Annotated in this window: 20 protein-coding genes; 1 reads left to right on the top strand and 19 read right to left on the bottom strand. The window is 55.0% G+C overall.

The genetic code is table 11. The features are described 5' to 3' along the window. Nucleotide 1: 1 nt before the first annotated feature. The 12 genes from HMPREF0573_RS07050 to clpX all read right to left on the bottom strand — a co-directional run bounded on the left by HMPREF0573_RS07050 (nt 2) and on the right by clpX (nt 11,775). Nucleotides 2-430 carry an FMN-binding protein gene (locus tag HMPREF0573_RS07050; RefSeq protein ID WP_013189388.1) on the bottom strand — a complete coding sequence of 143 codons (429 nt, stop codon included), beginning with the start codon at nt 428-430 and terminating at the stop codon, nt 2-4. Beyond that, entirely contained in the window at nt 423-1,163 is a 741-nt protein-coding gene (locus HMPREF0573_RS07045; RefSeq protein WP_236589787.1) for an ABC transporter ATP-binding protein, read from the bottom strand. The genes HMPREF0573_RS07050 and HMPREF0573_RS07045 overlap by 8 nt, the downstream gene beginning before the upstream one ends. 7 nt (nt 1,164-1,170) lie before the next feature. Next, entirely contained in the window at nt 1,171-2,334 is a 1,164-nt protein-coding gene (locus tag HMPREF0573_RS07040; protein ID WP_236585855.1) for an ABC transporter permease, read from the bottom strand. A 6-nt stretch (nt 2,335-2,340) separates the two neighbouring features. Next, nucleotides 2,341-3,642: an ABC transporter permease gene (locus HMPREF0573_RS07035; protein WP_004007048.1), complete on the bottom strand. Its 1,302-nt coding sequence runs from the start codon at nt 3,640-3,642 to the stop codon at nt 2,341-2,343. 20 nt (nt 3,643-3,662) lie between these two features. Continuing rightward, entirely contained in the window at nt 3,663-4,937 is a 1,275-nt protein-coding gene (locus HMPREF0573_RS07030; RefSeq protein ID WP_004007049.1) for a DUF2318 domain-containing protein, read from the bottom strand. Nucleotides 4,938-4,947: 10 nt separating this feature from the next. Beyond that, nucleotides 4,948-5,598: an iron transporter gene (locus tag HMPREF0573_RS07025; protein WP_004007050.1), complete on the bottom strand. Its 651-nt coding sequence runs from the start codon at nt 5,596-5,598 to the stop codon at nt 4,948-4,950. Then, nucleotides 5,598-7,307: an FTR1 family iron permease gene (locus HMPREF0573_RS07020; RefSeq protein ID WP_236585854.1), complete on the bottom strand. Its 1,710-nt coding sequence runs from the start codon at nt 7,305-7,307 to the stop codon at nt 5,598-5,600. Before HMPREF0573_RS07020 ends, HMPREF0573_RS07025 begins: the two co-directional genes overlap by 1 nt. A gap of 134 nt (nt 7,308-7,441) precedes the next feature. Then, nucleotides 7,442-8,146 (bottom strand): ABC transporter ATP-binding protein, encoded by a 705-nt coding sequence (locus HMPREF0573_RS07015; protein ID WP_013189386.1) that lies wholly within the window; start codon nt 8,144-8,146, stop codon nt 7,442-7,444. Next, nucleotides 8,147-9,367, bottom strand: coding sequence for an ABC transporter permease (locus tag HMPREF0573_RS07010; RefSeq protein ID WP_004007053.1), 1,221 nt, complete (start codon nt 9,365-9,367; stop codon nt 8,147-8,149). Nucleotides 9,368-9,373: 6 nt separating this feature from the next. Continuing rightward, nucleotides 9,374-9,910 carry a DUF4418 family protein gene (locus HMPREF0573_RS07005; protein WP_004007054.1) on the bottom strand — a complete coding sequence of 179 codons (537 nt, stop codon included), beginning with the start codon at nt 9,908-9,910 and terminating at the stop codon, nt 9,374-9,376. 126 nt (nt 9,911-10,036) lie between these two features. Then, nucleotides 10,037-10,369, bottom strand: coding sequence for a chorismate mutase (locus HMPREF0573_RS07000; protein WP_013189385.1), 333 nt, complete (start codon nt 10,367-10,369; stop codon nt 10,037-10,039). A gap of 143 nt (nt 10,370-10,512) precedes the next feature. Further along, a complete protein-coding gene (gene clpX, locus HMPREF0573_RS06995; protein ID WP_013189384.1) occupies nt 10,513-11,775 on the bottom strand; it encodes an ATP-dependent Clp protease ATP-binding subunit ClpX in 1,263 nt (420 codons plus the stop codon). A gap of 326 nt (nt 11,776-12,101) precedes the next feature. On the opposite strand from clpX, the gene HMPREF0573_RS06990 reads away from it, so the two are divergent. After that, nucleotides 12,102-12,347 (top strand): hypothetical protein, encoded by a 246-nt coding sequence (locus HMPREF0573_RS06990; protein ID WP_004007057.1) that lies wholly within the window; start codon nt 12,102-12,104, stop codon nt 12,345-12,347. 140 nt (nt 12,348-12,487) lie between these two features. Here the strand turns inward: HMPREF0573_RS06990 and HMPREF0573_RS06985 are convergent, their stop codons facing one another. From HMPREF0573_RS06985 to HMPREF0573_RS06955, 7 genes are all read right to left on the bottom strand, one after another. Then, complete coding sequence (locus HMPREF0573_RS06985) at nt 12,488-13,135, bottom strand: ATP-dependent Clp protease proteolytic subunit (RefSeq protein WP_036325018.1); 648 nt, start codon at nt 13,133-13,135, stop codon at nt 12,488-12,490. Between the two features lie 59 nt (nt 13,136-13,194). Beyond that, the gene (locus HMPREF0573_RS06980) at nt 13,195-13,803 is read right to left on the bottom strand and encodes an ATP-dependent Clp protease proteolytic subunit (RefSeq protein WP_004007059.1); all 609 of its coding nucleotides are present in this window, start codon (nt 13,801-13,803) and stop codon (nt 13,195-13,197) included. A gap of 253 nt (nt 13,804-14,056) precedes the next feature. After that, a complete protein-coding gene (tig, locus tag HMPREF0573_RS06975; protein ID WP_013189383.1) occupies nt 14,057-15,364 on the bottom strand; it encodes a trigger factor in 1,308 nt (435 codons plus the stop codon). Nucleotides 15,365-15,507: 143 nt separating this feature from the next. Continuing rightward, on the bottom strand, nt 15,508-15,963 hold the full coding sequence (locus HMPREF0573_RS06970) for a DUF3052 domain-containing protein (RefSeq protein WP_004007061.1): 456 nt from the start codon (nt 15,961-15,963) through the stop codon (nt 15,508-15,510). 88 nt (nt 15,964-16,051) lie between these two features. Then, entirely contained in the window at nt 16,052-16,549 is a 498-nt protein-coding gene (locus tag HMPREF0573_RS06965; RefSeq protein ID WP_013189382.1) for a DUF3145 domain-containing protein, read from the bottom strand. A gap of 142 nt (nt 16,550-16,691) precedes the next feature. Next, nucleotides 16,692-17,186, bottom strand: coding sequence for a peptide deformylase (locus HMPREF0573_RS06960; RefSeq protein ID WP_004007063.1), 495 nt, complete (start codon nt 17,184-17,186; stop codon nt 16,692-16,694). A gap of 30 nt (nt 17,187-17,216) precedes the next feature. Continuing rightward, on the bottom strand, nt 17,217-19,088 hold the full coding sequence (locus HMPREF0573_RS06955; RefSeq protein WP_013189381.1) for a proline--tRNA ligase: 1,872 nt from the start codon (nt 19,086-19,088) through the stop codon (nt 17,217-17,219). Between the last annotated feature and the right edge of the window lie 22 nt (nt 19,089-19,110).

Raw genomic sequence — 19,110 nt, 5'->3', positions numbered from 1 at the left:
CCTACTTTTGCGCGGTATCCATAGCCGCCTCTACCGCGTCGAGGAATAACCGATGTGACAGAGACGCCCCCGCCACCCTATCGACCTTATTTTGGTCTCCGGTTTTCTGGAACTGCTGCACATAGCGCTGTTCAGCACTGATAGCGTCTTGGGCGCGCTGATAGAACTCCGTGTCTACCGTGCCACTGGCGGTCTTGCCGTAATTTTCATCATGCGGCGTCCCGTCTTTGTCGTAGAGACGGAACTCGGCGTTAACTACCTGACCGCCTTTAATCGTGAAGCGAACTTTGCCAACGGTACCGTCTTCTTCGGGCTGTGAGCTTCCCGCGTATTGCCCATCGGGCAAAGTTGAGGCCGCCGGATAAGTTGCACAGCCGCTCAGGGCGACCATGCCGATGGCGAGCAATGCCCCCGCGGTGTTTTTACGCATCTTTACCTCCTGTTTCCAGCGCCTCCGGCGTGCCTGCTGCGGAAGTTTGCGGCTTATTGTGGACTTCGCTGGTGATTTTGCCATGTTCCAAAATAATTTGGCGTTGACCTTGCCGGGCGACATTGGCATCGTGGGTAACGACCAGCAGCGTGGTACCTTCTCGGTGCAGCTGCGAAAAGAAATCAATCACGATGTTTTCGTTTGCCTCGTCGAGGTTACCGGTCGGTTCGTCTGCCAGAATGACGGAGGGATGATTGATGAGGGCACGAGCCACGCACACGCGCTGCTGCTCCCCTCCGGACAGTTCATGAGGGAGGTGGGTGGCGCGAGCTGACATGCCCACACGGTCCAGAGCCTCCATTGCTTCGGCTTCATCGGGTAAGGAGTGGTAATACTGTGCCATCATCACGTTCTCCACCGCGGAAAGGTGCTTGACCAAGTGGAACTGTTGAAAGATGAGACCAATCTTGCGACGGCGGACAGCTGCCAATTCCAGCTCACCCATCTTGTCCAGGCGCTCCCCCTCCAGATAAACCAGTCCTTCGGTAGGAGAATCCAGGCATCCCAAGATATTCATCAAGGTTGACTTGCCTGAACCGGAAGGTCCCACCACGGAGAGCCACTCGCCTTTGGTCACGTCCAGACTGACGTTATCCAGCGCTGCCAACTCGCCATATTTACGTGACACATTCTCTACTCGATAAATCAGTTGTTTATCAACATTTTCTGCCATAGCATTCTCACTCTCCACCAAGAACGTTTATAGGATTAATCCGGGCAATGCGTTTAGCCGGCCAGAGAGAGCCGATAACCGCTACCGCTACCGAAAACACAATCGTGAGGATAATAATTATCCAGTTAATTTCTACTCGCGCCAGGAATACTTTTTGCAATATGTAATCAGCCAGTCCAATTCCCAGCAGCACTCCCAAGAAGCCTCCGAACAGCCCAAGCAGTATAGACTCTCCAATCAACTCCTCGAACACGTCCTTGCTCAAAGCACCCAAAGCCTTTTTCAGTCCAATTTCTCGAGAACGTTCCGACACAATCGAACTCAGTGTTGCGGATACCGCAATCAGCATTAGGGCGGAAATAATAATACTGACCACCCAAATCAGGTTACTGAGCGTATGGGCGATGCGCGTTTCGTTTTGCGTAGTCCGGCGCACCACCTCAGCGTCAATCCCGCTGACCTTTTTCTCAATGGTTTTCGCTAAGGTGCTGAGCTGGGACGTGTCGCCTTTCAGAGAATATTCCACCAAACTGTAGTGGTCGGCGACACCACCCATGGCAGCGTAACTATCCGGGCTTAACACCGCCAAGTCGTCCTCGGGACCACCGGTGCGCAGCAGCCCGGAAATTTCCAACTGTTTGCCGGAATGGTTAGAGTCTCCTGAGTTCTCCGCATTGTTGTTTTCCCGCAGTTGCGCCACCTTGAGTCCAATCAGGTCACCAACGTGCAGACGGAACTTGTCTGCGAGGTTCACACCTAACAGAATCTGTTCGCTGCCCTGCGGCACTTTCCCCTCGATTGACCAGTAGGGACGAACCGAGCGGGCATCGGCGAATTTCGTCACCATGAGGGGCACAGGCTGTTGTCCATAGAGCAGGTTACCGTAGCTATATCCAGCCCGCCCCAACAGGCTCTCGCCACACTGCCGGTCTATGGCAGACACGGTTTCGGGGGTAATTACGTTGGAACCTTGCGGCAGCACCACCAGGTTTGCTCCAAAAGAGCGCAGTTCCTTGGCAATATAGTCGGGAACCGTCACCGCCACTAGCCCCAGCCCGGAGAGGGTAGAGGCGCCCATGGCGATTGCTAGGGAAGCAATTAAAACTCGTGAGAAACGGTGCGCGAACGCTTTCCAGATGATGCGCACGAACATTCGTTTGTGTGAATTCATTCCCGCCTACTTTCTGTGCAGGACTCGTGCCGGCTGCAAAGTCACCAGCGCCCGGATGGAAGGTAAACAGCCCAGCAAAACAGTCATGCCTACGATGACCGCCATCAGGGGGAACACCACCGGGCGGATATTGATACTGACCCCAAATACGAGGTGACCGACCAGTTGTGCCAGCCCGATGCCGCCCAGACACCCGAAGGCGGCTCCAACCAGGCTCACGAGGAACGTTTCCGTCAAAATCATCAGCACCACGAACAGATTGCGCGCTCCTAGGGCTTTCATCAGTCCGATTTCGGCAGAACGTTCCATCACTGAAGCGGTCACCAGGTTAGCAATGCCCAGAGCGGATCCCGCCATGGCCAAGATTGCTACCAGAGTCATAATTAGCTGGGTTTTCTCCAGAATCGTGCCCTCACTGTCGGCGATTTGGTGGACGGGAGTGGCCACGGCATTGCTCATGACTTCCTCAATTTGATAGGCGATTGAGGAAGTATAAGCGGTGCAATACCACGTCTCCCAGTCATCCAGTGACAGCGAGCTCGGATCGCGGGCAGCTCGACGTGACAGGTCATTTTCTGGCGTGGTGATAGCCCGGACCTCAACCCTATCGACCTGCCCCGGACGATTGGACAGTGTCTGGGCTATGCTCAAATCAGCGAAAAGCTGCCGGTCTTCATTGGAACCGGAGGTAAAAATGCCGCTGATAGTCAGGGTGGGACTGGGCGCGGAGCCGGATATCCCGGGTGGCGGTTGCAACGTGAGTGAATCCCCCAAGTGCCAACCGTTTTGCTTTGCCAGTTTCGTTCCAACCATGACTTCGTCGGGAGCCTTCGGCCAGCTGCCTTTCACTTCCCACCAGTCGCGCATGTCTGCCATGCCGGTATCGACTTTTTCCCCCGTGGGAATAGCCAGCTTCTTGCGAAACCAAGTACCGACCACATCGACATCGTGACCGGAATACTCCGCCTTGGTCTCTAGGAACGGGGCAAAGTTTTCGATGTTGTACGCCCAAAATATGGTTTTCAGCTTTGCCAGTTCGGATTCCTGTAGCGCTCCGGACTGGGTATTTGCTGAACTATCCGTATCCTCGAAGTCATAGAGTTGGGAAACGACGGATTTTCCTTGCGGCAGGACTTGGATATTGGCACCGTAAGAACCGAGTTCCTGCTTGATTTTGTCCCCCACGTCCAGCATGACTGCCAGCATGGAAGTCGTGAGTCCCGCTCCTAAGAATATCGTCACCGCAATCATGAGGCGCTTGCCGACCTGCCGACGTAACGCCTTGAAAATCATCCTGAAAAAGAACATGGAAACTTTACCTTAGAGCCTTAGATTATTTTGGTTTTAAAGATTTTGGCGTGCCCGTTCAGCTCGTCAGCAAAAAACCGCAATTCTTTCGGGCCCACTTCATACTTAATCGGAATGGGATTGCAGCCACCGGGGAAACCAATAGTTTGAATGTTCATCATTACTCCGCAGCGTCGGCAAATGACTTTTCCGCCGTCTTCGTAGTAACCGGATTCGCCGCAGATTTCACATGCATCGAGACCGCAGCCATAAGCCACGGCGTTCTTTTTAATGACGATGAAACGTACCTGGGTGCCGTCTTTGGTCACGTAAGCAAACCGGTGCAGGTGTCCATCAGACACGAGTTCACGGCTCACGGAAACGATATTGCCCTTCACAGTGGACGGCTCTATCGGGGATAGCTCAGGCACGGCTTCTGCCACACGTTTACCGACAGTCAAAGCAGAAACGAAGACGACCGTACCCCCCAATGCCAGCTCCAAAAAGTGACGGCGAGAAATTCGATCCGCTTTTGCTAAACGTGCTTCCGGTCCGGAAACATTGACGGGTTTGGAGCTGAACCAAATGGCGATGATGCCGGGAATGGCGGTGAGTACCACCAGAGTCAGCAGCATGACGGTGTTGGCATTTTGAATCCACAACACGAGTTCAAAAATGGTCCGCGAGCGGGGCAGGAAACCACGAGCGGCGAGCTGCTGATAGAGCAGGATAGAGCGCGGACCGATGACTACCAAAAACACCGCGGTAGTAATTGCCAAACGCACCATCGCGGGAACCAGCTTGGTCGCGTGTACATACGCCCATCCAGCGATGACCACCAGCAAAGAACCAAACACAAAGCCGGCAAATCGTGCCAGCGATTCAGTTTCTAATGGGGAGGACCCCATCAGCACGATTTCATCGGTAGAAAATGCGTATTCAAAGCCGAAATTGATGATGATACTCACCGCAGTCAACAGCGAGACTACCAGCAGCGCCCGATGCTTAGCGCTTTGTTTAATGTCATAGAGGTCGGCCGCACCAAACCACCAAGACATCCCCAGGAAGCCCAGAGAGCAAATCAGCATTACTGGAACCAGATAGAAGTTCATGGTGGGAACATCTATCAGGTTCGTATTCAGTCGAAACCATGCCAAAATCGCCGCCGCTAGGGCTGCCACTACCAGCACGACGGTGGTAATCCGAGCAACAACTCGGCGTTCCATCGGCGTGTGCGGTCGTGTTGCCAGCAGAATTGCCAGCGGCACGAAGAGTGGCAGCCCATAGCGGAGGGCGACAACAAATAACTTGAGCAATGAAATCTACTTAGAGAATCTGCCCGTCCCACTGCCAGTTCTTGAACTCGAACTTCAGCGGTTCCTTCCAGAAGCGTCCCTTCACTGCAGAGGAGTCCTTACCGGTGTGCAGCATGAACTTGTCTGCCGGAGAGGGGATGGTGATGGTCACATCGTACAGACCGGGCTTGAGCTTGATGTTGTTACCGTAGTGGGGACCATCGACCGCAATCATCGGCATCATGGTGCCCAGGTCAGTTTCCTCACCGGTCTTTTGATCTTTAACCACGACCTTGAGGTCATCCAGGTAAGGCATGAAAGTATCTGCCGGGTAGCCGAATTCTTCGGCCTTTTCATTGGTCGAGACGTCAATTTCAAAGTGCATATCGGACTCGGAAGCCGGAGGCATCTTCATTGAGCCATGTTCCATATCGACAGCCTGGAAATAAACGACGTTTACATTCAGTGGCCCGTTGCTTTGCTCGCCAGAATCGCCGACCGGAATCTCCTTGATACCCACAACATTGGGATCGCTGGGGGTTTCCGGTTGTTCCTGCTCAGACGAGGCCGCCGGTTTGGAATCCTGAGGCTTAGCCTGGTTGTTTGCAGAGTTTCCGCCACAACCGCTGAGGCTCGCTCCCAACGCCAGGACGGCTGCCAGAGCCAGTAGCTTCTTCTTCATTATTTTTCCTTTCCGCTGTGCGCTTCGACAGCGTCTTGTGTGTGTTCCCTCGAAGAGTGTTCTTCGGGAGCTTTATCATTATTATCCGCGACCGAGGTGTCGGATTGAGTCTGGTCTGCACCCGTCGTGGATTTGTCAGCCTTTGCCTGGTGGCGTTGCAGCAGCGCCAAACCGACCAAAACTGCGGCGACGATAATCTGAGCGACGAGGGTTTCCGCGGTAGGGTAGATTCCCAAGAACACCACGGTAGGAACGGAAGGCACCACGTGTGCCCCGACCAAAGCAGCTTCTTGCAGCTCTTTAATCGCCCCACCCACGATAGCTATAGCCAGCAACGCTAGCAATATCGACGTCCACTTAAAGAAAGGCTTGAGTGGCAAACGTACCCCGAACTGCCATACCAGCACAAATAGAATTGCCAGGATGACTACCGCGGTCAAGCCACCCGCAACGATATACCAATAATCGCTGTGGGTCTTCGCCCCGGCGACAATCGGGTAAAAGAACAGGATTGTTTCGGCGCCCTCCCTGGCTACGGTGAGGAAAGACACAAACGCCAGGGCAAAAACGCCTCCCGAGGCAGTCTTTTCACCCGCAGTCGCTTTAATGTATTCTTCCCAACGCTTGCCACTTGACTTGCTGAGAATCCAGTTGGACACGTAAATCAGCATGAGGGCTGCCGCCAGACCGGTGACGCCTTCGAGCAGTTCCTGCCCCATTCCGCTCTGTACGCTGGCGCTGAGTTGACCAAACAGGATAGCCAAACCGATAGAAAGGACCACGGCGATAATCACACCCACCAGGATTCCACGTAGCTGGTCACGCCGTCCCGCTTTCAACGCGTAAGTCACCAACGCTGCCACCACCAGCAGCGCCTCCGCGCCCTCACGCAACAGAATCAGGAAAGCAGCAAAGAAACCGGAAATCCCCAGCGGTCCGGTGTCCTGCGTTTTTTCATCCAGGAACTGTGCATCCTCAACGAGCTTCGAAATCAAATCCTTCCCGAGTTTCTCCTGTTGATCTTGGCTGCGACCGTCTTTGTAGCCCTGTCGCAAGTCGCTGAACATGCCTTCAATCTCGGTTACCCGGCTGAATCCTTTATGCACAATGGTGTTGTTTTCAAACCCGTCAGCTTCGTAATGCCCCAGATAGGCTTCGGTAGCCAGGGTGAAGGCTCGATTAGCCTGCCCCTTGACATAGGCGCTTTGCGCATCGGTGATAGTTTGCGCAATTGTGTCCGCTACCCTGCTCCATTGATCAGACACCTTCGGAGCTTTGATTAGCTTAGTTACCGTATCTTTCAGGGAGACGACGACTTTGTCGCTGGCTTCTCGGAGTTGCTCCGGGCTCGCGCCGTCACGGCTGAGATTCCGCAAGTTTAATAGTTCGGCGACGAACTGGTCGTCGACATCACGCCCCAATGCGTGTTTAACCTGGTCTTCCAGACCGCTGGTCTGGTAGTTCTCATAGTAGGCTTGGCGAATCAGAGTCTGGACCGCGCTCGGGTCTCCCGCTTCTGGAACCGCGTTCAGCTTTTCCTGCATTACTTCCACCACGTCAGCCCATTGGCCTAGATCGGAGTTTTGGGATGCGGCTGCGCTGGGCCAAATCAGACCCCCGAACGCCAGTGCCACCACCAGAGCAAAAAAGCCTAAAATAAACCGTAGTCCTCGTGCCCAAGGGGAGGGCAGATTTCTGGTTGTGTTCACGATTCCATCAACTTCTTTCCAATTTGAAACATGTCAAGGCTACAAAAAAATAATTAATAAGGCAAGCCTTGCCTTATTTATATAGCAACCTTGGACGGTGTAAAACAGATTTCCCCGCAGTCGCTCCTCGCGGTCTAACGCGCCTCTTCCAAGCAGCCCTTAAGCATAGTAAATCTACGGTTGCAGTATTCATAAGCGGCGGTGTCGTGCGTGACCATGACAACCGCGCGCCCCTCCTGGGTCAGTTCCCGGAAGAGTCGCAACACCGCCGCGGTGGAAGCCTCATCCAAATCCCCGGTAGGTTCGTCTGCCAATAGAACCTCCGGTTGGGTCATAAGCGCGCGGGCGATAGCGACTCGACGCATCTCTCCCCCGGACAGTTCCGCGGGCCAAGCATGAGATAGGTCTGCAATGTCGAGCTTTTCCAGTAAATCTAACGCACGATTGACGGGCAACGACTCCACCGCTACGGGAGACTTTTTCCGCGTGGAACGCCCTTGTGCCGGCAAAGTCGCGGGCAGCACCACGTTATCCAACACGTTGAGGGAACTTACCAGGGTCTGCTGTTGCGTAACCATCCCCAAACGAAACCGGCGCAGTTGGGACAGCTCCCGATCCGAGAGACGGGACAAGTCCTGCCCTGCCACCTGAACCGTTCCGGAACTGGGACGCAGCAAACCCATCATCAGGTTCAGCAGGGTCGTTTTCCCGTTACCCGATTTGCCTGAAATGACTACGAACTGATTGGCGTCTATCTCCAAGCTGACCTGGTCTACCGCGTTAAAATCGCGTCCTCGCCGCGAAAACTTCTTCGTAACCGCACACAGTTCCAGCAGCATCTATTGACCCTCCCGCACAGCCTTGTAGGTTTCTTTTTGCAAGATGCGAATCGCTGAAACCGCGCTAGCCAGAGCCGCCCCCAGACACACCGTCACCAGGATGAGGACAGCCAGAGAACACTGACTCCACAGGTCACTTTGCAGATAGGGCTGTTTCAAAGCCTTTTGGATAGCGTTACCGAAGGGGTGCATCAGCGCCGCGCTGAAGCCCAACCCCAGTATGCTGCCGCCCACGCTAATCAACAGATTTTCCTTGAGCAGCATTGTGGTGAGCATCCGCTTCGTCGCACCCATAATTCGCAGCGAACCCAGTTCTTTGCTCCGCGACATGACGCTGACCCAGTTGACAGTCACCAGCACTGCTAGGGAAACTGCCCAAAAGATAATCAGAAAAATCTGCAGCGCACCCACAATGTGTCCCACTCCTTCTTTGAGCCGGGAACTAATCCCGTTAGCGGACACAAAGCCCAGTCCCTCCAACTGCGGAGATTTGGAGATATACTGCGCCACTTCTTCCGGAGCGTAACCAGGCTTGACCTTTACCATCACGGCAGAAACCCGATGTCCAATCTCATCTGTGGGCAAGACCGGATGTCCCACCTTTTCGGCTTGGCGCGCCAAAATCTTTGTGGTCGCTAGATTGGCAAACACGGAAGAATCCAGGTTCGTGCCGGTCGGAGCCAGCCGCGCGCTCACGGGGAATTCATAGTTAAACAGGCGAATCTTGCCTTGGGCGTTGATTTGGACTTTGGACCCTGCGACCAGTTCCCCGTCCTGCAAACCACGAGAATAAGTGGCTTGAATCCAGGGCTTAATCACGAAGTCGGTGTCCGGATCGATGCCGATAATTTGCAGCCTCACTTCGCAGCAGCTTGCCATCAGAGAAGCAATATAGGTCTGCGTGGTGACCCGCTCCACTCCGGCAACGTTAGCAACCAAATCAGCCACATCATCTTGCAGCAGGAATCCGCTCGGCTTGCCCCCGCAAAGGTAAATATCCTTTGCGGATTGCTCAAACTGAGAGGGCACGACCATTATGTCCGCCCCCAGGCGTTCTTTGACCGATGACAACCCCTGACTGAGGTTCAGCGAGACCATCCCCGCCGCAAACGTTATCCCGCTGAGCAGGACCGCTACCAAGAACAGTCCTAAGCTGCGATAACGGTAATATTTAAGATTGCGAAAAGGGAGTTTGCCCCAGGTGATTTGGCTGCTTTGCATGACGGATTAGGCCGCCGCTTTCTGAGCTACCGGGCGCTTCTTTTGATCCAGGAATATCGCCCCAGCAACTGCCAGGATGCCCACACAGCTCAACGCCAGCAGCGTCGGCTTGGCGTAAAGGCTGCAAGACATCTCCTCGTTTTTGCACACTCCAATCAGCACGGTGACGATCAAGATCTCCAGCACGTAGATGAGCGCCGCACTAATGTTCAGACCGGTACGAATCTGAGCGTTCACGAAAAACGCAATCAAACCGATGACCAACAGGAGGATTCCAATCCCTAAGCTGGCTTGAGCAGTCCAATAGCACGCCATGTGGTCATGAGCTTCACCCATAGCCTTACCAGCCTGACCCATGTGATCCATGTGTTCCATGTGATCCATATTTTCCATACCACCGGAGTCTTTCATCCCGGACATATGTTCCATGCCGGAATGATGCTTGGCAGCGAACTCGCAAACCGGTGCAAAAGTCCGGGGCGCGATGGCAATGAGCAGTCCCAACACAATGGTGGGCAGTGAACCAATGATTTTATCTTTCATGGGATTTTCTCCTTAACGATTTAATGACGCTGCCAATCATGACATAGCACAAAACAATTAGCAAGGCTCGCCTTACCTAATTACCGGGAAAACCGCCTTGACCAGCCAGAAAATAGCGTCCAAATATTAGCGGGAGGGTGTCTCCCGCACTGCTTCGTGGTGCCGGATGACCTCATCAACGATAAACCGCAGGAACTTCTTGGCAAACTCTGGATCCAGTCCCGACGACACCGCCAAAGCCTGGAGCCGCGCCACCTGCTGTGCCTCGCGCTCAGGGTCAGCCGGCGGCAAATCCAGCCGTGCTTTTAGCTGTCCGACTTTTTGGGTGCAACGGAACCTCTCTGCCAGCAGATGCACCAGCGCCGCGTCGATGTTGTCGATGGTGGCTCGGTATTCCTTGAGTTCAGCAGGGGTTTGCGGCGGATTTGCGGAGATAGCTTCGGCTTGCGTAGTGTTCATTGTTGCCCCTTCACTAGGTTCCCCTCTCACTTTACCGGGTCCCCTCCCCACCGCGGAAAGTTTCTCAAGACGTAAAACGGAGCCGCCCCCAGGAAAACGGCAAGCTCGGCGCGAACCCGCCGGGGAACCTTGTGACGTAAATGTTAGGCGGTCTTGGCGACCGAACCGCCGTGAATGTCCTGCAGCACGTAGGTGGGCTCTGCGCCCTCAAACACACACTCCGCTTCGATAATGACTTCTGCCACATCTTCACGTGAGGGCAGGTCAAACATGATTTGAGAGAGAGTATTTTCCATCAGGGTCGACAGCGAACGCGCCCCGGTACCGCGTTTTTCAGCCAGTTCGGCCACCGCGTGAATCGCCGCATCGGTGAAAGTCAGTTTCACCCCGTCGAGCTCAAACAGGTGCTGGTATTGCTTTAAGATGGCGTTCTTAGGCTCAGTCAAAACCCGGGACAAATCGTCAACATCCAGGGCTGACACATTGGTAATGACCGGCAGACGACCGATGAACTCCGGAATCAAACCGAACTTGTGCAGATCATCGGGGGTCACTTTAGCAAACAGGTCGCCGTGTTCCTTTACGGACTTGAGATCCGAGCCAAACCCGGTGGAGCGCTGCCCCAACCGAGCTTTCACAATTTCATCGAGACCCGCAAACGCCCCGGCAGCAATGAACAGGATTGAGGAGGTATCAATCTCGATAAATTCCTGATGCGGGTGTTTGCGCCCGCCCTGCGGCGGCACGGAGGCGGTCGTGCCCTCGATAATCTTTAGCAGAGCCTGCTGCACGCCCTCGCCGGACACGTCACGAGTGATGGAGGCGTTTTCACCCTTACGGGAAATCTTGTCGATTTCGTCAATATAGATGATGCCGCGTTCCGCCTTTTTCACGTCCCCATCGGCGGCTTGAATCAAGCGCAGCAGGATGTTTTCCACGTCTTCGCCCACGTAGCCGGCTTCGGTCAGGGCGGTAGCGTCCACGATACAGAACGGGACTTTCAACAGGCGTGCCAAAGACCTCGCCAGGTGCGTCTTTCCGGTTCCGGTGGGACCGAGCAACAGGATATTCGACTTCGTCAGCTCCATGCCCGTGTCTTCGCCGTGGCGTTGGGCGCGCACGCGCTTGTAGTGGTTATAGACCGCCACAGACAGGGCGCGTTTCGCGTTTTCCTGACCAATCACGTATTCCTGCAGGAAATCAAAGATTTCATGGGGAGTCGGCAGGACGTCCAACCCGCCCGAGGGACTGCCTTCGAGCTCCTCGGCAATAATGTCATTGCACAGTTCGATGCATTCATCACAGATATATACGCCCGGACCGGCGATGAGCTTACGAACCTGACGCTGGGACTTTCCACAGAAAGAACACTTCAGCAGGTCGACCGATTCGGCAGTGCGTGACATGAGTTCCTCTCATAGACGAGTTCGGGCTGATTACGATTCTATGGTTTTAGAGGTTTTTATTCTCGTTAACACGCCTTTGAGGGTCAATCAGACGACTCTGGGGTGCCGCTCGGCGGGTTTTGGTGTTCTATAGGGCGTTTCGGGCAAGGATCTTGCGTCGGCACCGCGCGAGGTTTCTGGTGCCGGAGGGTAGCGCCGCGCCTACTATTGGCGGTAGTCAAATACCCACATTTGTAGGTGTATTTGTTCCGGCTGACATATTAGTATTAAGCAGTCTCCGGTATTAACCGAGGACATCTGAAAAGTCATAAATATAAGGGGGCGCGATGCCTGACGTAATAGCTTACTTATTCATCGGTCTGGGAGTGCTGTCCGGTCTGTCTATGATTGTATTTCGCAACAAAACCAACGGTACCGCCCAGATTTGGACGGTTCTGCTAGCTCTGGCAATAATCATTGCCTTGGCGGTCTTGAATCTCCTGCAAGTTCTGAATCCTCTCAGCAACGTGGCCATAATCTGTATCAGCCTTGGGGCCATAGTCAGTGTCTTCTCTGGGAAATCATCAAACTGAGAGACCCGCCCCGCGCTTCTGAACAGTAGGCACCTCAGGGCACATCAGTACAAACAAAGCTAACCAATGCTAACCACAGCCAAATAATCACGTGGCTCCACGCTATCAAAGCGTGAAGCCACGTTGATGGCAAGTCACAATTAACTCGCGCTGCCTTTGCGCGGTTCCAGCACCTGGTCAATCAGACCATATTCCAGCGCCTGGGGAGCCGTGAGAATCTTGTCCCGGTCAATGTCCTCGTGCATTTGCTCCACGCTGCGCTTGGAATGCTTCGACAGCGTTTCCTCCAACCAAGCCCGCATCCGGTCGATTTCCTCAGCAATAATCGCCAAATCGGTAGCCTGACCCTGAGCGCCCTGAATAGCCGGCTGGTGAATTAGCACCCGCGCGTTGGGCAGCGCCAGACGCTTGCCCGGAGCACCCCCCGCCAGCAGCACCGCCGCCGCGGACGCTGCCTGACCCAAACAAACCGTCTGAATCTCAGGCTTAATGTATTGCATCGTGTCATAAATCGCCGTCATCGCAGTGAAAGACCCGCCCGGAGAGTTGATGTACATGGTAATGAGTGAATCGGGATCTTGGCTCTCCAGCACCAGCAGCTGCGCCATCACGTCGTCGGCAGAAGCATCGTCGACCTGGTTACCCAGGAACACAATCCGATCCTCAAACAGTTTTGCATAAGGGTCCTGGCGTTTGTATCCGTACGCCGTACGTTCCTCGAAAGTCGGCAAGATATAGCGCGCACTGGGCATTGCCGGAGCCATCCCCGCGGGGACAGACGCATTCATGGGCGAAACCGCAGCGATCCCGGCTCCGGTCATTCCTAAATTACCTTGATAATGCCTCATTACTCCCCCTTATTTGAGCTTTGTACCGCAGCAGCGCTCTCTACCACCGCATCAATAAACCCATATTCCAGGGCTTCTTGAGCGGTAAACCAGTGGTCACGATCCGCGTCCCTGGTGATTTCTTCCAGGGTGTGACCGGTGCGTTCGGCAGTAATCTGTGCCAATTCGTGTTTCATCGCCAGAATCAAGTCAGCGTTAATCCGCACTTCAGAGGCAGTGCCTTGCACCCCACCGAGCGGCTGGTGCATGAGGATGCGTGCGTGGGGCGTCGCGAAACGCTTGCCTTTGGTTCCGGCAGTCAGCAAGAACTGTCCCATAGATGCCGCCATTCCCATCGCCACGGTCACCACGTCTGGCTTCACATACTGCATGGTGTCATAGATTGCCATGCCCGCGGTGACGGAGCCGCCGGGAGAATTGATGTATAGGTAGATGTCAGAATCCGGGTCCTCGGCCGCCAACAGCAACATCTGGGCGCAAATCGCATTGGCATTTTCCTGGCTGACCTCATCGCCCAGCCAAATAATGCGCTCTTTGAGCAGGCGCTTGTAAATAAACCCACCCGTGGGTACATCGGGCGTATCTTCGTCGCGATTAACTACGGTCACGTTTCCTCCTCGCTTGGTTCACTTAACCCTAACGGAAAATTGCGCGTCATTCGCGCTGCATTCACCCGGTTTCGCTATGGGCTAAGCCCAAGTTTGCCCGGATGCGCCCGGTCGGGGGTCAGCCGATTTGATTCACTGTTTTGCACAAGTCTGGTCCCAAAGTTTTTCCTTCAGTTTGCCTCTACGGGGGCGACGGCGGGTATGGCAAAAGGCGGGTCCCAGTCTGTGCCGGGACCCGCCTTTTGCTCAAGATTTACTTTTCCTCGGTGTCCGCGTCTTCTTCCGCGTCCTCGTCCTCACCAACGAAGTCCTTCAAGTCCACGACCTCACCGTTCGTGTCTTTTACGGTAACCTCCCCGAGGGCCGCCGCGATGGACTTGTTCCGAGCGATTTCCTGGATAAATGCGGGAATCCGGTTGTTCTGTTCAGCGCTTTGCAACAACATGGAGGGGTCCATGCCGTAAGCCTGCGCGGTCTGGAGCACAAACTCCAGCAGCTCCTGCTGCGACACGTTCATCTGGCGCTCTTCTGCCAGAGCGTCCAAGATAATCTGAACTTTCAAATCCTGCTCGACAGCTTCCTGAGCTTTCTTCTTGTCATCCTCGCTGGCGTCCTCTCCGAGCTGTGCCGCCACGGTTTCATCCAAAATCCCTTGGGGCAACGGGAATTCCAGCTCTTCGCGCAGCTTTTCCACCAGCTTGTCGCGGGCTGCCATAGCCTGTGTTGCCCGAGCCTGTCGGTCCACGTTTTCCGCAAGTTCTTTCTTTAGATCAGCAATGGTGTCGTACTCGGAAACCATCATGGCGAATTCGTCGTCCGCTTCTGGCAGGACCTGTTCCTTTACGGAATCCACAGTCACCGTAACCTGGGCGGTTTCTCCCCCGTGCGGTCCAGACTTCAGCTGCGTCTCAAATGTCTTGGTTTCTCCAGCTTTCAGACCTTTCAAGGCCTCATCCAGACCTTCGACGAGCCCGCCAGCACCTACGTGATAGGAGGTTTGATTCAGGGAATCGACCTCTTTGCCGTCAATCTCGCTCTTCAGGTCCAGAGTGACGAAATCGTCCTGCTTAACGGCGCGTTCTACGGTCTTCAGAGTCGCGAAACGGCGACGCAGGTTCTCCAGCTCAGTTTCCAGGGCTTTCGGGTCGTCTTTAATCGCGTCAACTTCCAAGCTCAGCTGAGAAAAGTCCGGCAGCTTAACCTCGGGGCGTACTTCCACTTCCACCGTGAACTTCAAATCGCCACCGGCGGCGCCCTCTACGTTGGGGGTATCGGTCACGTCCACGTCAGGCTGACCCATCGGAGCGATCTTATGCTCCTGCACAGCTTGACCGTAATATTCCGGCAACGCGTGATTGACCGCTTCCTCAATGACCGCACCGCGACCGATGTAGGATTCCAGCACCCGCGCCGGAACGTGTCCGCGGCGGAAACCGGGAATGTTGACCTGTTTGCCGTATTCCTTGAAAACCTTATCCATTTCGGGTTTGAATTCCTGATAAGGAACCTCGATTGCCAATTTGACCTTTGTGGGGTTGAGGTTTTCAACAGTGCTCTTCACTTTGTCTCCAAAATCGTTCGTTTATGCGGTCTGCCGGACAGTCCGACCCGCCTGGTTTTCATAAGCTTCTAAATCTTACGACATTAGCCCCTTTTTCCGAAACTTAAAACCAGGGTGGGGCAAGGATTTCGCAAAAGCGAATCTCAGCGGTTTGCACCGCGCGCCATGAGGCTGATTCCCAGCCAATCGGGGCTCACGTGAGAGGAAGACATGACCCGCAGACCTGCGGTTTTTGCAGCCTCCTCGACGAACTGGGTATCCACCGAATTCGGCTTGCCAGACACGGGAGACATGACCCAAATCAGCCCACCATCGTCGAGATTCCCAGACGCATCAACCAATAAATCTGCCAAATCATCAACTTCGCCGTCTTCGGCACGCCACCAAATCAGCGCCCCGTCCGAGACATCCCCGTAGTCCTCGTCTACCAACTCGTTTCCGAGGAAGTCCTCGATGGTATGACGCAGCCCCTCGTCAACGTCATCGTCATAATAAAATTCTTGGATAATCGCCCCTTTGGCGAAACCAAGACCTAGCTGAGATTTGTTTACGCGATCCTTTTGAGTTTGTTCCGCAGGGGCGGAAGCCTTGTTCGTCATAAGTTTAGGATATATGAAACCATGCCTCCGTGGGGAATTTACTTCAGACTATCCCCACCATGCCAAAGTTACTCTCCCGGAAACAGGCTCAAACGACCTTGTGCAGGTACTTCACCGGGGCACCGACCCCCGCCCAACGGTAGGGCTCAAGTTCCTCGTCCCACGCGCGCCCCAAAGCTAAGTCCAGTTCACGGCGCATTTGCAGAGGATTATCCGCGTGTTCCAAAGCTGCCAAAATCCGTCCCTCGGGTACCACCACATTACCCACGCTGTCGGTTTGGGCATAAAAAATTCCCAATTCCGGAGTGTGAGACCAGCGTCCGCCGTCCGTGCCGGGAGCTGCGTCCTCGGTCACTTCGTAACGCAGGTGCTCCCAACCACGCAGAGCTGAAGCCAACTTAGCACCGGTGCCAACCATACCCACCCAGGAAAATTCGGTGCGGAAAAACGCAGGGTCGGCTTCTTGGACCGTCCAGTCCAAATTGACCTCGGTATTTAGTACCGTCCCCGCCGCCCATTCAATATGCGGGCACAGCGCTCTGGGCGCCGTGTGTATAAACAGGACACCTCGCGTGTATTGGTTCATGGTTACCTCCTGTTGTTTGGGAGTTGAGTCACAGCTCAACGAGCCGGTGTTGCGGCTTCCCCTCCGAACACCGAATCACAACGAGGTAACTTATGTTCCTATTATGCGCTAAACGCGCGACAGTTGCACGTCAATCTGGAATCTACAGACCCATTTTCCGGATTTGTTGCAACGCTTCCTTGCGGTATTTACGTTCCAATTTGTCCAGGTAAAGGTGACCTTCCAGGTGATCACATTCATGCTGCAGGCAACGCCCCATCAGCTCTTCGCCCTCTACCACCAGTGGCTTTCCATCCAAGTCGATGCCCTCTACGCGGGCATACCAAGCGCGTTTTGTAGGGTAAAACAGCCCTGGCACGCTCAAGCAGCCCTCGTCACCGTCCTGGTATTCATCTTCGCTCATAGCGACCAGTTTCGGATTCAAAACGTAGCCGATTTCCCCGTCAATATTCCAGGAAAATGCCCGCAGGCTGACCCCGATTTGGTTCGCTGCCAGCCCAGCGCGACCGTCCTCATCCACGTTCTCTAGCAGGTCCTCAACCAGCTGTTTCACGCCGGGGTCACGCGGGTCCGTAATCCAGTCACAAGGGGTGCGCAGCACGGGATCTCCTACCACGCGAATCTCTCGAAATGCCATGTTGACCTCTCTTTGCCGTCGCCGGGGCGCCTAGTTTTGATCCTTTTCCCACTGATCAGGCTCGCCAATCAGCTCCGTCGAAGTGAGGGAGAAAGCTGTTTTCGCCGTCTCTTTCTCGATGGCTTGCAAAAGTTCCTCCACGCAGCTTTCCGGGGTCGTTTCCTGAGTCGTACCTTCGCGGCGCTGACGGATTTCGACCTTGCCTTCAGCCAAGCCCTTGCCCACGACCAGCGCATATGGCATCCCCAGCAGTTCCGCATCCTTGAACTTTACCCCAGCGGAAGCCTTGGGGCGGTCGTCATACAGCACCTGCAGACCCGCCGCGTCCAGTTGGCACGCGAGCTTTTCCGCGGTGGCAAAAATCTCTGGATCTTTGCCGGTGGCCAGCACGTGAACCTGGAACGGGGCGATATTGAGCGGCCACATCAGCCCCCGATCGTCGTGGTTTTCTTCGGCAATCGCCGCCACCAGACGCGACACACCAATACCGTACGACCCCATCGTCACGACTTGTGACTTCCCGTTTTCATCCAGCACGCTCAGTCCCAGGGCTTTGGCATACTTGCGTCCCAACGCAAAGATGTGACCGATTTCGATGCCGCGTTCCAATGTCAACGACCCCGAGCCGTCGGGAGCCGGGTCGCCTTCCATGACTTCCGCCGCTTCTATAGTGGCATCTGCCGTAAAATCGCGCCCACACACCAGGTTGAACACGTGCATCCCCGGCTGGTTGGCTCCTGCCACCCAGCGTGTGCCCGGAACAATTCGCGGATCTATCAGATAGCGCGGGGAACCGACAGGATTACCATCGGCATCCGTGGTGCGTTTCGACGAGTTCGGGCCGATGACCTGCGGACCGATGTAACCGGGAACCAAATCCGGGTAGGCTTCCAGGTCTTTGGCTTCTGCCATACGCACGTCAGCGGGAGACAGGCTCGCCTCCAGGCGTTTCATATCAACTTCGCGGTTGCCGGGCACGCCGATGACCAGCACTTCTTTGCGTCCGTCAGGATAGTCAGCGACCACCACCACGTTCTTCAGGGTGTCACTGGCTTCCCAAGGTCGGTCCGGGCGCGGATAGAGTTTATTCGCCTGGTTCACCAACGCTTCAATCGTGGTAGCGTCAGGAGTCGGGCGCACTTCCGCGGCCGGGGCGTCCTCATACGGGAGGGGCTCAGGAGCGATGGTGGTGACAGCTTCCGCGTTGGCGGCGTAACCTCCGGGGGACTTCACGAAGGTGTCCTCACCGATAGCGCAGGGGAACAGGAATTCTTCGGAGGCGGAACCGCCCATCGGACCGCTCATCGCGTGACAAATCACGAAATCCAGCCCGAGACGGGTAAAGACCCGGCGGTATGCACCGCGGTGCAGGGCGTAGGAGTGCTCCAGTCCATCGTCTGTCAGGTCAAAGGAATAGGAGTCTTTCATCACGAACTCGCGACCCCGGATGATTCCCGCGCGCGGACGAGCCTCGTCACGGTACTTTTCTTTCATCTGGTACAGAATGACCGGCAGGTCTTTGTACGAGGTGTACATATCCTTTACTGCCAGGGTAAACATTTCTTCGTGGGTGGGAGCCAGCAGGTAATCCCCTTCTTTGCGATCCTTGAGCTTAAACAGCGAAGGACCGAACTCTTCCCAGCGGTTCGTCGCCACGTAAGGCTCGCTGGAGAGCAGCATCGGGAACTGTAATTCCTGTCCCCCAATGCGGTCCATCTCTTCACGCACGATGTTTTCCACGCGCCGCAGCGTTTTCAACCCCAATGGCAGCCAGGTGTAAATTCCTGGCGCGGCGCGGCGAATATAACCGGCTCGGACCAGTAACTTGTGGGAATCAACTTCGGCTTCGACCGGGTCTTCACGCAGGGTGCGGACAAAGAAAGAGGACATTTTTGTAAGCATTCCTCAACTTTACCGCGAAACC

Origin of the sequence: Mobiluncus curtisii ATCC 43063 (genome assembly GCF_000196535.1) — a bacterium.
In the GTDB taxonomy this organism is placed as follows: Bacteria; Actinomycetota; Actinomycetes; order Actinomycetales; family Actinomycetaceae; genus Mobiluncus; species Mobiluncus curtisii.
This window is presented reverse-complemented; position numbering and strand designations above follow the sequence as displayed.